This is a genomic window from Pararhodobacter zhoushanensis (genome assembly GCF_025949695.1).
Taxonomy (GTDB): Bacteria; Pseudomonadota; Alphaproteobacteria; order Rhodobacterales; family Rhodobacteraceae; genus Pararhodobacter; species Pararhodobacter zhoushanensis_A.
The window spans coordinates 739,966-754,234 of sequence record NZ_JAPDFL010000001.1; the positions used below are offsets into that span (position 1 = coordinate 739,966).

10 protein-coding genes and 2 pseudogenes are annotated in these 14,269 nt (G+C 64.1%); 5 read left to right on the forward strand and 7 right to left on the reverse strand.

The annotated features are described in order from the left end of the window. Positions 1 to 63: 63 nt before the first annotated feature. Complete coding sequence (locus tag OKW52_RS03730; protein WP_264504510.1) at positions 64 to 864, reverse strand: flagellar motor protein MotB; 801 nt, start codon at positions 862 to 864, stop codon at positions 64 to 66. A gap of 57 nt (positions 865 to 921) precedes the next feature. Beyond that, on the reverse strand, positions 922 to 1,650 hold the full coding sequence (locus OKW52_RS03735; RefSeq protein WP_264504511.1) for a metallophosphoesterase family protein: 729 nt from the start codon (positions 1,648 to 1,650) through the stop codon (positions 922 to 924). Positions 1,651 to 2,106: 456 nt separating this feature from the next. Here OKW52_RS03735 and OKW52_RS03740 point away from each other — a divergent pair, with 456 nt between their 5' ends. The 5 genes and pseudogenes from OKW52_RS03740 (at position 2,107) to OKW52_RS03760 (ending at position 7,572) form a co-directional block, all read left to right on the forward strand. Then, complete coding sequence (locus tag OKW52_RS03740) at positions 2,107 to 3,285, forward strand: ABC transporter substrate-binding protein (protein ID WP_264504512.1); 1,179 nt, start codon at positions 2,107 to 2,109, stop codon at positions 3,283 to 3,285. 72 nt (positions 3,286 to 3,357) lie between these two features. Further along, on the forward strand, positions 3,358 to 4,149 hold the full coding sequence (locus OKW52_RS03745; protein WP_264504513.1) for an ABC transporter ATP-binding protein: 792 nt from the start codon (positions 3,358 to 3,360) through the stop codon (positions 4,147 to 4,149). Then, positions 4,142 to 4,870: pseudogene (locus OKW52_RS03750) on the forward strand (ABC transporter ATP-binding protein); the annotation flags it as partial. The gene OKW52_RS03745 and the pseudogene OKW52_RS03750, both read left to right, overlap by 8 nt. A gap of 391 nt (positions 4,871 to 5,261) precedes the next feature. Beyond that, a complete protein-coding gene (locus OKW52_RS03755; RefSeq protein ID WP_264504514.1) occupies positions 5,262 to 6,272 on the forward strand; it encodes a branched-chain amino acid ABC transporter permease in 1,011 nt (336 codons plus the stop codon). Next, positions 6,269 to 7,572: pseudogene (locus tag OKW52_RS03760) on the forward strand (branched-chain amino acid ABC transporter permease). Before OKW52_RS03755 ends, OKW52_RS03760 begins: the two are co-directional and overlap by 4 nt. Before the next feature lie 184 nt (positions 7,573 to 7,756). On the opposite strand, the gene OKW52_RS03765 reads toward OKW52_RS03760, so the two are convergent. The 5 genes from OKW52_RS03765 to OKW52_RS03785 all read right to left on the reverse strand — a co-directional run bounded on the left by OKW52_RS03765 (position 7,757) and on the right by OKW52_RS03785 (position 14,179). Beyond that, positions 7,757 to 10,102: a TRAP transporter permease gene (locus OKW52_RS03765; RefSeq protein ID WP_264504515.1), complete on the reverse strand. Its 2,346-nt coding sequence runs from the start codon at positions 10,100 to 10,102 to the stop codon at positions 7,757 to 7,759. Positions 10,103 to 10,155: 53 nt separating this feature from the next. Continuing rightward, positions 10,156 to 11,199: a TAXI family TRAP transporter solute-binding subunit gene (locus OKW52_RS03770; RefSeq protein ID WP_264504516.1), complete on the reverse strand. Its 1,044-nt coding sequence runs from the start codon at positions 11,197 to 11,199 to the stop codon at positions 10,156 to 10,158. Positions 11,200 to 11,312: 113 nt separating this feature from the next. Beyond that, on the reverse strand, positions 11,313 to 12,206 hold the full coding sequence (locus OKW52_RS03775; RefSeq protein WP_264504517.1) for an MBL fold metallo-hydrolase: 894 nt from the start codon (positions 12,204 to 12,206) through the stop codon (positions 11,313 to 11,315). A gap of 27 nt (positions 12,207 to 12,233) precedes the next feature. Then, entirely contained in the window at positions 12,234 to 13,373 is a 1,140-nt protein-coding gene (locus tag OKW52_RS03780) for a CaiB/BaiF CoA transferase family protein (RefSeq protein ID WP_264504518.1), read from the reverse strand. Continuing rightward, positions 13,370 to 14,179 carry a citryl-CoA lyase gene (locus OKW52_RS03785; protein WP_264504519.1) on the reverse strand — a complete coding sequence of 270 codons (810 nt, stop codon included), beginning with the start codon at positions 14,177 to 14,179 and terminating at the stop codon, positions 13,370 to 13,372. The genes OKW52_RS03780 and OKW52_RS03785 overlap by 4 nt, the downstream gene beginning before the upstream one ends. Between the last annotated feature and the right edge of the window lie 90 nt (positions 14,180 to 14,269).

Consider the following 14,269-nt stretch of genomic DNA (forward strand, 5'->3'; position numbering starts at 1 on the left):
TGCGGAGCGATTGATCCGACACTGCACGACGGGCGTTAATGTGCGCCTAACGCCGTTCCACCGTCACGACTGCTGCCGCAAAAGGATCAGTTCCAGACGGTTGTTGCGCACCGACATCGGGTTCGGATCGGCCGGGCGACGGTCGGCGTGACCTGTCACGCGGGCCAGACGCGCCGGGTCCAAACCCGCAGCGTCAAGCAGGCGGCGTACCCGGTCGGCCCGCGCGGTCGAGAGCTGCCAGCGCGGATCATTGGCCTGCACCACGGTATAGCTGCGCGTATGGCCTTCAATCGACAAGCGATTGACGACCATAGAGAAAATCTGCGACGTGACGATGATGATCTGCTCAAGCACCGGCTCGGGCAGGTCGGTGTCGGTGATGAACAGCGGTGCGCCGGGAAGATCGAAAAGTTCGATCACCAGCCCCTCATCGGTGACGCGGGTTACCACATGGCGCAGCGCCTGATCCATAAGGGCGCTTTCGCCACCCAGACCGTTCAGATGTTCCTGAAGTTCTTCAAAGCTGGCGGTTTCGGCGCGCGTGTCGGTGCCTGATTCGGTTGCTTCGTCTTCGGGCCGGGCCGGCGCGGCCTGTGTGCGGGTCTCTACATCGGTGCCGCCAAACATCCCCTCACCGCCAGACGAGATCCGGTGAACCGGTATCGACGGATTGAAGTAATCCGCCAGCCCGCGGCGTTGTGATTCGGTTGTTGCCCCCAGCAGCCACATCATCAGAAAGAACGCCATCATCGCGGTCACAAAGTCCGCATAAGCCACTTTCCAGGCGCCGCCATGATGGCCGCCGCCCTTCACGATTTTCTTTCGTTTGATGATGATCGGCGCGGCGTTGTTTTGCCGGCTCATCCCATCATTCCTTCAGTCACCCAAGCCAAAAGCTAGCAGACAGGTGTGAAGCGGGGGTTAAGCGTTGCCGGGTGCGCGAAGCGGTTCGCGGCCTTCGGGCGTCAGCACAAAGACGTCACTACCTTCAACCACGATGGTGGTCAGCGGCCCGCCATAGGCCGCGCCGCTGTCGATGTTCACGCGGTTGCCGTAATGGGTGGGGGCGTCGATATTGGTGTGACCGTGGATCACCAGCCAAGGGTGGGGCTGGGTGAACTCAAGAAACGGGCCGCGAATCCAGCTCAGATCATCCTCGACCTGATCGTCCAGCGCGACGCCGGGGCGCACGCCGGCATGCACGAACAGCACCTCACCGCGCAGGCAATAGCCCGGCAGATCGTTCAGGAAGGCGCGGTGCCCCTGCGGGACGGCGGCGCTGGCCTCGGCCGGGCTGGCGTCGGGTGCTGCGCCGTAGCTTTGCAGTGTCGTGCCGCCCCCGATGCGCGGGTTCAGATAATCCAGATCGGCCCGCAGGATCGGGTCATGTTTGCCGTCGAGAAACAGCGTGAACATGCGGTCATGGTTACCCTTGAGGACGACCCAGGGCTTGCCGGCCAGCTGCCCTTTGAGCAGCAGATCCACCACGCCGCGCGAATCCGGGCCGCGATCGACCAGATCACCGACATGAACCACCGGGGATTCGGCATCACCAACCCGCGCGCGGTCTGCGGCGATCAGGTCATGGGCCTGATGCAAAAGGTGGATCTGGCCGTGGATGTCGCCGATGGCATAGGTGCGAAGGGTCATGGATCCGTCCGGTTGGCGTTTGGCCCGGTTGTCGGCCAATTCGCATCCGAGTTCAATGCATCCGGGCCGGTCGCGCATCGGTCGCGCGTCCGAATGCAGGTGAGAACCGAGGTTTTCCCCAACGTCAACCACCACGCAAACCGGCAAGTTGCTGCGTTCGGTGATCCCGGAACAGGAAGACAGTTGCCGAATGCGCGCCGAACGGTAAAGTTGGCGTTAGCGCAACACTGCGACCGGTTGATGAAACTTTGACCTGAGTCGCGGAACGCTGAACAGACGGCCGGTCAACGGCGCGCAGAAAAAGGGGAGCTCTAGCCACGACCTCTGCTCGCAGCCTTTGCGACACGGAGCGTACTGACCCACCGGGCAGTGCGACCGCACAACAACGGCTCTGGAACCGGCCCGCGAGGCCGGCAACCGGACGGCCACATACTTGATCCACAGGAAGGATACGACATGAAGAAACTCTTGCTCACTACCGCCCTTGTCGGCTTTGCCGGCACCGCGTTCGCTGACGATGTTCCGCTGGGCATCATCTTCGGCTTTACCGGCCCGCTGGAATCCATCACCCCGGCCATGGCGCAGAGCGCCGAGATGGCCGTGGCGGAAGTGAACGCCTCGGGCCTGTTCACGCTGGGCACGGTCACCACGGTACGCGGCGATGACGGGTGCATCGATCCGGGTCTGGCTGTTGCCACGGCCGAGCGTCTGGTGACCTCGGACCGCGTTGTCGGCATCGTCGGCGCTGACTGCTCGGGCGTGACCGGTGCGATCCTGCAGAACGTCGCGCGTCCGAATGGCGTTGTGATGATCTCGCCCTCGGCCACCTCGCCGGCGCTGTCGACGGCTGAAGATGACGGCCTGTTCTTCCGCACCGCGCCGTCGGATGCCCGTCAGGGTCAGGTTGTGGCCGACATTCTGGTCGACCGCGGCGTCAGCACCATCGCCATCACCTACACCAACAACGACTACGGCGCGGGTCTGGCTGATTCGATTCAGGCGGCTTTCACCGCTGCGGGCGGCACCGTCACGATGGTTGCCTCGCACGAAGACGGCAAGGCCGACTATTCGGCTGAAGTCGGCGCGCTGTCGGCTGCCGGGGGTGAAGTGCTGGTGGTTGCCGGTTACGTTGACCAGGGCGGTCGCGGCATCATCCGTTCGTCGCTGGATCTGGGCGCGTTCGACACGTTCGAGCTGGTTGACGGCATGATCGGCGACAGCCTGCTGGAAGCCATGGGCGACGAGCTGGAAGGCACCTTTGGCCAGCTGCCGGGCGCTGACAATCCGGGCACCGGCATGTTCCAGGATCTGGCCACCGCTGCGGGCTTCGACGGCTCGTCGGCTTTCGCACCGGAATCCTATGACGCCGCTGCGCTGATGCTGCTGGCGATGGCTGCGGCCAACTCGACCGCGTCGGCTGACTACAAAGACCACGTGATGGACGTCGCCAACGCCCCCGGCGAGCAGATCTTCCCGGGTCAGCTGGCCCAGGCGCTGGAGATCATCGCCGCAGGCGGTGACGTCGATTACGTCGGCGCTTCGGCGGTCGAGCTGATCGGTTCGGGTGAAAGCGCCGGTAACTACCGCGAGCTGGAAGTCCAGAACGGCGCGTTCGAGACCGTGCGCTTCCGCTGATGCAGAAGTTTGGCTGACAACAAGCAGCCCGGGACTGACGGTTCCGGGCTGTCTTTTTGCAAGGATACGCGCATGATCCGGGTCGAAGACCTGCACAAGCATTTTGGCGGCTTTCATGCCGTCGACGGCGCCAGTCTGACCATTGCCGAAGGCTCGATCACCGGATTGATCGGACCCAACGGCGCGGGCAAGACGACGCTTTTCAACGTCATCGCCGGCGTTCTCAAACCGACCTCGGGCACGGTGTCCATGGCGGGTCAGGACATCACCGGACTGGAGCCGCACGAGCTATTCCACAAGGGATTGCTCAGGACGTTCCAGATCGCCCACGAGTTCGGCTCGATGACCGTCCGCGAGAATCTGATGATGGTTCCCCCGCGACAGGCTGGCGAAGGTCTGTTCGCCGCGTGGTTCCAACGCGGTGCCGTCCGGCTTGAGGATGAGGGAATCCGCCGCCGCGCCGATGAGGTGCTCGACTTCCTGACCATCTCGCATATCGCGGATGAGAAGGCGGGCAACATCTCGGGCGGGCAAAAAAAGCTGCTCGAACTGGGCCGCACGATGATGACCGACGCCAAGATCGTCTTTCTGGACGAGGTCGGCGCGGGCGTGAACCGGACACTGCTCAACACCATCGCCGACGCCATCGTCCGCCTGAACCAAGAGCGTGGCTATACCTTTGTCGTCATCGAGCACGACATGGATTTCATCGGCCGCATCTGCAACCCGGTGATCTGCATGGCCGAGGGCAAGGTGCTGGCCGAGGGCACGCTGGACGAGATCAAGGCGAATGAGCACGTGATCGAGGCCTATCTGGGCACCGGCCTGAAAAACAAGGTCAAGGCGGAGGTCGGTCATGTCTGAACATCCCGTGACACCAGATCCCGACGCCGTGCTGATCGGCGAGGCGATGACCGGCGGTTATGGTGCCGCCGACATTCTGCACGATTGCACCATCGCCGTGGACAAGGGCCAGATCGCCGTCATCGTCGGCCCTAACGGGGCAGGCAAATCGACGGCGATGAAGGCCGTCTTTGGTATGCTGAACCTGCGCAAGGGGCAGGTGCGGCTGAACGGTGAGGACATCACCACCCTGTCGCCGCAGGACCGTGTGGCCAAGGGCATGGGCTTTGTGCCGCAGACGCGCAACATCTTCCCGTCGATGACGGTGCAGGAAAACCTTGAGATGGGCGCCTTCATCCGCGGTGACGATTACCGCGAGACGATGGAGCAGATCTACCACCTGTTCCCCATCCTGCGCGACAAACGCCATCAGGCGGCGGGCGAGCTGTCAGGCGGTCAGCGCCAGCAGGTCGCCGTGGGTCGCGCGCTGATGACCAAGCCGTCGGTCCTGATGCTGGACGAGCCGACGGCGGGCGTATCGCCCATCGTGATGGATGAGCTGTTCGACCGGATCATCGAGATCGCCCGCACCGGGATTTCCATCCTGATGGTCGAGCAAAACGCCCGGCAAGCGCTGGAGATCGCGCATAAGGGCTACGTTCTGGTACAGGGTGCGAACCGCTTCACCGACACCGGGCAGGCGCTGCTGGCCGACCCCGAGGTCCGCCGCAGCTTTCTGGGGGTAGAGATGCGTTTTCTGCTTCCGCTTCTTCTCGCCGCCTCGCCTGCCCTTGCCGAAGGTCAGCGCGATGCTTTCACTTGCGACGCCCTGATGACCTGTATCGTGAACCAACCCTGCACCGACGGGGGAGAGGGCTTTGGTCTGGCCTTCCTCGGCGGCGGGCTGGAAATCGAGATGGGCGGCACAGTCATTCAGCCCGTCTATGACGGCACCCTGCAGATCGCCGCCTGGGAACGGGGCACCGGCTTTTATCAGCTGCGCCTGACGGGCGATGGCGGAGGCCTGCTCACGCTGTCCATGGCCAATGGTGCCTCGTTCGAGGAAACAACCGTCCTCTGGCTGCACTGTTCGCCGCAATGACCTCAGGTCCGCTGTCTGGAAAGGCTCCTGTATGGAAATCCTGAATGCTTTGGTCTTGCTGGCCAACTTCGTTCTGATCCCCGCCATCTCGTATGGCAGCCAACTGGCGCTGGGCGCGCTGGGCATCACGCTGATCTACGGCATCCTGCGCTTCTCGCATTTCGCCCATGGCGATGTGATGGCCTTTGGCACGATGCTGGTGATCCTTGTCACCTGGGCGCTGCAATCGGCGGGTGTGTCGATTGATCCGCTGCCCACCGCGCTGCTGGCCTTGCCGATTGGCATCATCGGTACCGCTATCCTGCTTCTGGGCACCGACCGCGTTGTCTACCGGTTTTACCGAAAAGTACGGGCCGCGCCGATTGTGGTGGTGATGGCCTCGCTGGGGGTGATGTTCGTGGTCAACGGGCTGGTGCGCTTTATCATCGGGCCGAACGACCAGAACTTTGCCGATGGCGCGCGCTTTCTGTTCACCGTGCGCGAGTTCCGCGACTACACCGGCCTCGATGAGGGGATGGGCATCCGCTATTCGCAGATGATCACGGTAGCGATCACGGCGCTGGTGGTGGCGCTGTTGTTCTGGTTCCTGAACCGCACGCGCACCGGCAAATCCATGCGCGCGTATTCGGATAACGAGGATCTGGCGCTGCTCTCGGGCATCAACCCCGAGCGGGTGGTGACGGTGACATGGCTGGTCGTCGCGGTGTTGGTGACGGTGGCGGGCACGCTCTATGGTCTGGACAAGAGCTTCAAGCCCTTCACCTATTTCCAGCTGCTGCTGCCGATGTTTGCCGCCGCTATTCTGGGGGGGCTGGGCAATCCGCTGGGCGCACTGGCCGGAGCCTTTGTCATCGCGCTGTCCGAGGTCGGCGTGACCTATGCGTTCCGCAAGTTCTTCCAGTACCTGCTGCCCGAAAGCATGGAGCCCAGTTCGTTGCTGCAGCTCCTGTCGACCGATTATAAATTCGCGGTGTCCTTCGTGCTTCTGGTGCTGGTGCTGCTGTTCCGCCCGACCGGGCTCTTCAAGGGGCAATCCGTATGACCATTCGCAACCTTTCCTATTTCGCGATCATGGCGGTCCTGCTGGTGCTGGTCGGCTGGCTGCAAAGCTGGTCCGTGGCGATGGGGCTGGTCAACATGTGCCTGATCTCGGCGATCATGGCGTTGGGGGTGAACATCCAGTGGGGCTATGCCGGGCTGTTCTCGGTCGGCACCATGGGCTTTGTCGCGCTGGGCGGACTGGGCGTCGTGCTGACCTCGATGCCGCCGGTGCATGACGCCTGGTCGGCGGGGGCGTTGGCGTTCTGGCCGGGCTTGCCGTCGGCGTGCTGGCCATCATCGCAGCGGTGCAGGTCTACCGCCGGATGCAAAAGGGCTGGCTGCGCGCCGCCGTTCTGCTGGTGGTGATCGTCGGCGGGTTCTTTGCCTTCCGCGCGGTAATGGACCCGGCTGTCGATGCCATCGAGGGCACCAACACCGCCGTCGCCGGCTATCTGGGCGGCGCGGGAATGCCGGTGATCCTGTCATGGCTGGTCGGCGGTCTGCTGGCCGCCGGGGCCGCCTGGGTGATCGGCAAGGTCAGTCTGGGGCTGCGCTCGGACTATCTGGCCATCGCGACGCTGGGCATCGCCGAAACGATCATCGCGGTGATCAAGAACGAGGACTGGCTGTCGCGCGGGGTGCGCAACGTCAACGGGCTGCCGCGCCCGCTGGTCGTGCCCTACGAGGTCAATCTGCAATCCAACCCCGAGTTCATCGCCTGGGCGCAATACTTCGGCTTTGACGCGGTCGAGGCGTCGTCGCTCTTCGTCAAGCTGTGCTACGCGCTGCTTTTCGTGGTCGTACTGGCGATCATCATGTGGCTGTCCGAGCGGGCGTGGAACTCGCCCTGGGGCCGCATGATGCGCGCCATCCGCGACAACGAAACCGCCGCGCGGGCGATGGGCAAGGATGTCACCAAGCGCCATCTTCAGGTGTTCATTCTGGGCTCGGCGGTGTGCGGCATTGCCGGGGCGATGCTGACCACACTGGACGGGCTGTTCACGCCGGGCACCTACCAGCCGCTGCGCTTTACCTTCCTGATCTGGGTGATGGTAATCGTCGGCGGATCGGGCAACAACTGGGGCGCGGTGCTGGGCGGGTTCCTGATCTGGTTCCTATGGGTCGAGGTCGAGCCGATCGGCCTGTGGCTGATCCAGACACTGACCGATACGATGCCCGCCGACAGCGGCATCCGCGCGCATCTGCTGGAGAGCGCGGCCCATATGCGGCTGATGACGATGGGTATCATTCTGCTTCTAGTGCTCAGGTTCGCGCCCCGCGGGTTGATCCCTGAGAAGTAGCCACTGAAAACCCCCGGCCCGAAAGCCGGGGGTTTTTCGTTGCGGCGCGTCCCGCTGTTGCCGCTCTGGCACTTGGCCCCGCAATCCCCACCGATCAAATGAAAGACGCGGCCAGCACCGAGGCTGACCGCGTCAAACAGGGCGAGGGCCGCACCATGGCCGATGTCCGTGGTGCGCGCCGCGCTTAGGCCGCGACGGCCCTCGTCCGTTTCGTCTTGACCTGATGCCAGCCCAGAAGGACCACGCTCAGCGCCACGGCGGGCAGTTGCAGCGTCAGATCCCCCGACAGCACCAGCAGCGACAGCGCCAGCCGCAGCGCGATCTCCCATTTGGGCAGGCGCGTCTGGTCATACCGCGCCAGCGCACTGGCCAGCAGGTAAAGCGTCAGGCCCAGCCGCGTCAGCAACCACAGCAACGGCAGCAAGTGGAATTCGCCATCATAGCCGGTCAGGAATCGCTGGCCGCTGGTGGCGAAGTCGGGGCTGATCACCGCCGCCTGCACCAGCAGGATCTCAGGGTTGAAGGCAAAGACGAAGGGGATCACGAACATCACGATCCCCGACCGCACCGCCGAGAACGAGGTCATCACCGGGTCCGATTTGGCGATGGTCGAGGCGGCATAGGATGCCACGGCCACAGGCGGGGTGATCGCGCTGACACAGGCGAAGTAGAAGATGAACATATGCGCGGTGAAATGCGCCAATCCCAGCCCCACCAGCAACGGCCCCATCAACAGCGCCGCGTTCACATAGGCCGGCACCGCTGGCATCCCCATGCCGAACAGGATCGCCAGCACCATCGTCACGCCCAAGGCGATGAACTGGAACGCCAGCGGCGCACCGTCGCCGATATTCAGCGCCCTGAGCCAGCCGAGGATATCCAGCGCAATGAAGCTGGGCAGCGCGGTCAGGTTCAGCGCGATGTCGATCACCGAGACGGCAAGGAACATCAGATACAACCCGGCCGAGGTGATCCCGGCATCCGACAGCGCATCCAGCAACTTGGCCGGTCGTTTGCGGAAGGCGGGCTCGATGAACAGCATCCCCATCAGCGTGACCGCCGCCCACCAGCCGACGCTCCCGGCATCGCCCAGCGTGTTCTGGATCAGTTGCATGATCCACGGCAGGTTCTCGGCCCGGCAGCCGGTGGCGGTCTGGATGATGTCAGCACCCAGCAGGCGGCTGATCGGGTCGCAGCCGATGGCATCCTTGGGCACCAGCAGCAGCACGATGATGATCGCCAGCGGCAGGAAGATCTGGCTCAGCAGCAGACCGTCGCGGCGGGTCAGGCGCAGCTCGGGCGGGACTTCGCCAACGGCCTCGATGCCCTGCTTGCGCGACTGGAACATGACCGACAGGAACATGCAGATGAAATACGCCACCGCCGGGATCGCGGCGGCAATTGCCACGTCGCGGTAGGGCACGCCGGTCATCGCGGCCAGAATGAAGGCGGCGATGCCCATGATCGGTGGCATGACCTGCCCGCCGGACGAGGCCGCAGCCTCGATCCCCGCGGAATAGGTGCGCGAGAAGCCGCTTTTCACCATCATCGGAATGGTGATCGTGCCGGTGCCCAGCACGTTCACCACCGGCGTGCCGGTGGTGGTGCCGAACAGCGCCGACGCAACGATTGCGGCATGAGCCGAACCACCGCGCAGACGGCGGGTGGACACCACCGCCAGCTTGATCAGCGTGCGCCCGCCTGCCGAGACCGACAGCAGCGACCCCAGAACGATATAGGGGAACACGGTATTGAGCATGATGTGCAGGAACTGACCCAACAGGCCCGAGCCCTGATTGACCAGCAGATCCTGCACCCGGTAGCGCCCGTCCGCCAGACTTCGCGGCTCACCCCCTAGGGCAGTGATGAAATAGCGGTTCATGCCGTCCGAGCCGAAGGCGTACCAGATCAGCACCGTCGCGATGGCATAGGCGGCCAGCGCAATCGAGACCATGACCAGCGAAAAGCCCCAGACCTGCGTGTTATAGGCCAGAAAGATCACCACCGCCCCGCCGACGATCAGCGTCAGCCACGGGCCGGTCGTGGCCATACAACGCGGGTTGTCGATGCTGGTCGGCGCGGGCAGACCCATCATCTGCGCCAGCTCACGCTCGGCGGTCAGCGTCCGCTCGATCAGCGCCGCGCGTTCGCCGGTGATCACGTCGATCAGGCAGACGGCCTCGTTCTCGATCAGATAGGTCGCGGCGATGCCGACAGCCGCCACCACCAGCGCCACGTCCAGCGCCAGCCCGAGACGGCGCTTGGCGGGGCTGACCTCGCTCCATTTGCGGGCGACCGAATGCCAGATGGCGACAATGATCATCATCCACGCAAAGGCGATGGGGTAGTAATATTCATACGGGAACCGGCGCACATTCAGGCTGTCCCAGCCGGTCAGATCACGCCAGAACTGGTCCCAGCCCGGTATGGACGGGGTCGAATTGATCATCCCGACGACCACGAACAGCAGGGCCATGAGATAAACGACCCGGCGCAAGGCGGGCCGGATGACAGGGGGTTCGGTTTCCATAACTCGCTCGCATCAGGGCGATGGGGCCCGCCGGATGGCGGGCCCGGTTGGTGTTACTGCGCGCACTCGGGCACAGTGTAACCCGCTTCTTCCCACGCGCGTACGGCACCGGGGTGATAGGTTACCGGGTTCAGCCCGCACATGCCCGAGGCAACCGGATCGAGGTTCTCGAACCCGACGTTGCGGGCATAGAGCGCCTTTTCGTAGATATCGCTCAGCGTTTCGATATGCGCGCGGGTCAGCTGGTAGGCCAGCTCTTCGCTCATCGACTCGTTCACGCAATTGCCGCCGACCGAACCCCGGGTGCGGAACAGGCCATCTTCGGACACGATGGTCGCATTCTCACCCAGCGCGGCCATTTGTTCGGCAGTCAGGATGAACGGCGCCGAACCGGGCGAGGTCAGCAGACGCTGCATGCTCTCGCTTTCAAACTGCGCGACCGGGATCGAGTAGAAGTTCATCCGCCCGGCCGACAGCGCCTGAAGCGGGCGGTCCGAGGGGATGTATTCCGGCAGCAACGCCACATCGACCGAGCCTTCGGTGATCGTGGTGGCCATCTGCGACCAGTCGCTTTCAACAGCGGTGAATCCGGCACCGGCCTCGAGCCCGGTCATCACCTGAATCGTCGAGCGGGCTTCGCTGGTGGCGGCACCCCGGGGCGGGCCGTCCAGCACGCGGCGGCCAGCCAGATCGTCCCAGCCGGTCACGCCCGCGCTTTCATAGCCGTAAAGCACGTAAGCGCCGAACGAATACGGGTAGAGCACGCGCAGCGAGCCTGCCAATTCCGCGCCCCGCTCGGCGCCCAGATCGGCAAAGGGGCCAACCCCGCGCGACATCAGGAAGGGAATGATGAACGGGCAGATGCCGATATCGGTGCGCCCTTCGGCGACGGCCAGCGTCGCATTCGCGCCGGTCTGGCCCAGCGTGATCTGGATGTCGGCGATGCCGCGCTGCGAGGCGACCTCGGCCAGATGCGCGACGGTCAGATGGACCGCGACGCCGGGCGTCGAGGTCATCGCGGTCAGGTTCTCTTGCGCCGCGGCGCCGGTCGCGAAAGCGCCCAGCCCAAAGGCTGCAAGCGTGGCTAATGTCTTCATGGTGTCCTCCCATTGGTGGTTATCGGCAGCGGGGTCGGGGTCTGTTGCCCGCCTTCGCTGCCGTCGAACGAAAACGACCCGGCGCACCTCCTCGCGCGCCGGGTCTGTGGTTGCTATCGGGCCGGGTGGCGATACGGCTCGATCGAGATGTTGCGCCCGATGCGGATGGTCATCAGATCCTCGGCGATCAGCACGGTGCCGTCGTATTCGGCGGCCAGCTGGTCCAGCAGATCGTCCATCGGCAGCGGATCGGGCGGCAGCAGCGCCAGATGGGTGAGCATCGCCAGACGCGGTCTGGTCTGAGCAAAGACGCGGCCCACCTCGGACGGCGAGGCATGGTGGTCAATCGCGACCTTCACCTTGGGGTGGCTGGCCAGCGTCGAGGCGCGCGCGGCGGCGACCTCGTGCACGAACACATCCGCGCCATGCGCCTGCGAGATCAGGTTCTCGTTATAGCGGGTGTCGTGCGAGTGGACGAAGACGTGGCCCTTGTACTCAACCCGGAACCCGTAAGCCGAAGGGATGTTGTCGCCATGATCCACCAGAATGGCGATGATCTTCAGCCCGCCTATGTCAAAGACGATGCCTTCTTCATATTGATGCGGGATGATCCGCATGTGTTCGGCGTCGATCTCGTTGTCATTCACCCGGATGTCGCGGTCCGGCTTGGTGACGATCCATGCACCCTCGGCGATATGCTCGATCCCGGCGGGGCCATAGACCGTCAGCGGCTTGCCGCGCCCGGCCCAGCCTTGCGGGATGGTGCCCGACATCAAGAGATCGAACAGGCCCGAGTAGTGGTCCGAGTGGTAATGCGACAGGATCACCGTGTCGACATAGCCGACCGGGATCCCCAGCTGCGACATGCGGATCACCGCACCCCGGCCACAGTCGAGCAACACGCGTTGATCGCCCGCTTCGATCAGGGTTGAGGTGCCAAAGGCGTGGATGCTGGGGTTGGGAATGCCGGTGCCCAGCAGGGTGACTTTCAGAACGTCGGTGGTCATGTGTTTTCCTCCCTCACGGCGGGCCTGTCAGCCGCGCCGCGCCTTCAGTTCGGCGCGGATCTCGTCGCCATGGGCATCAAGGATCGGCGGTGGCAGCAGATCGGTTTCTGCCTGACCGTCGAAATTGTAGGGCGCGCGCACGGTGGTGAAGGTGTCGGCCATGACGCCGGGCACCTCCACCTTGATCCCCAGATGCCGCGCCTGCGGATCTTCCAGCGCTTCGTCGCTGTCGTAAGCCGCGGAATAGGGCACGCCCGCAGCTTCCAGTGCTGCGCACCACGCATCGCGTGTTCTGGTGGCAAAGACCGGGGCGAAGGCCGCGATCAGCTCATCCTGATGATCAATCCGGGCGGGCCGTTCGGCAAAGCGCGGGTCATCGTTCAGCGCCTGCAGGCCGGTGGCTTCCAGCAGCCCCTCCCAGAACTTGACCGGTGACGACAGGTGGAACGCGATCCATTTGCCGTCCAGACACTCAAATGTATAGCTCTGCGAGACGACAGGGCGCGACAGCGGCCCCATGACCTCACCGGCGCTGTAATAATGGGTGAAGCTGTCCAGATTGAAGTGGCACATCGCTTCGAGCATCGAGATGTCGATGCGCCGCCCTTGGCTGCTTTCCTTGCGCTCGACCAGCGCCGCCAGAATTGCCATCGCAGCGTATTGGCCGGTGACGGAATCGGCGATTGCCGGGCCGATCACGCGGGGGTTTTCCGGCGGGGTCAGCAGACGCAGATACCCGGCAGCGGCCTGCGCGACGGAATCGAACGTGGGGCGGTTCATCGCCGGGCCTGAGGGGCCGAACCCCGAGATCGCGCAATAGATCAGGCCGGGGTTGATCGCCCGCAGCTCAGCCTCACCGGCGCCCAGTTTCTCAGCGACGCCGGGGCGGAAGTTCTGGATGAACACATCCGCCGTGGCGATCAGCGCGTGCAGGGTCTTGCGATCTTCCTCGCCGCGCGTGTCCAGCGCGATGGAGCGTTTGTTGCGGTTATAGGTCTGGTAATGCGGCGAATAGAGCCCGCCCTTGAACGCGCGGAACGGATCGCCCGAGCCCGGCAGCTCGACCTTGATCACATCCGCACCCAGATCGGCCAGATGCATCGCCGCGGCGGGGCCAGTGATATAGGTGCCCAGCTCGATGACGCGGATATTCTGCAGGATCTTCATGCGCCGGGCTCCTGCTCTTCGCGGCCAGAGCGTTCACCGTCATACGAGATCGCCAGATCGGCATGGTTGGACATGATGAAGCCAATCGAGCGCAGGCTTTCCTCATACAGATGCGCCGACAGTCCCGCCGCGCGCGCCAGCAGCGGCACGGCTTTGAGCGCCTCAAGCGGCCAGCCCGCATCCAGAATCACCGCCGGAATCGCGCCCGAGACATTGACCGGCAGCGGGCGGTGCATGATGCCGGGGGCTTGCTCGCCCAGCACACGCAGGGTTTCGACATAGCGGCCCGACAGGCCCAGCTCATCGCAAAGTTCCAGCAGACGCAGCGCGCGCGGATCGCCTTCGGCGTGTTGCGGATGGCCAAGGCCGGGCACTTTCTTGCGCTCGATCTTCAGCTGCGTGACGTGATCCTGCGCCGAGGCGGCAATATCGCCGTCGGTCGCGCCGGTCAGCACCTCATGCAGGAACCGCCCCGCCGTTTCGGTCGACCCGGCCACCACCGTGCCCATCCCCAGAAGCCCCGCCGCCATCGCGCCTTGCCACGATTCCGGCCCTGCCGCCAAGGTCATGCGGGCCGCTTGCACGCTGGGCACCAGCCCGTGTTCTGCGATAGAGACCAGACAGGCGTCCAGCATCTTGCTTTGGGCGCTGGTGGGCATTTCACCGACCACCAGCAGCCAGAAGAAGTCGGTGAAACCGATCTTGCCGATCAGGTCATGGCACAGATCGCGGCCGCGCACCGTGATCGAATGGGCGTCCGATGTGGCGATCGCCGTATAGGCGTCGGTTTGTTTTCCAATGCGCATGTCATTCTTTTCGTATTGCGAAACTTTTTTCTCTTGCCGAAGACTACGGGCGCAGATTAGGCTTCGTCAAGCCACTTTGTTCGGCCATGG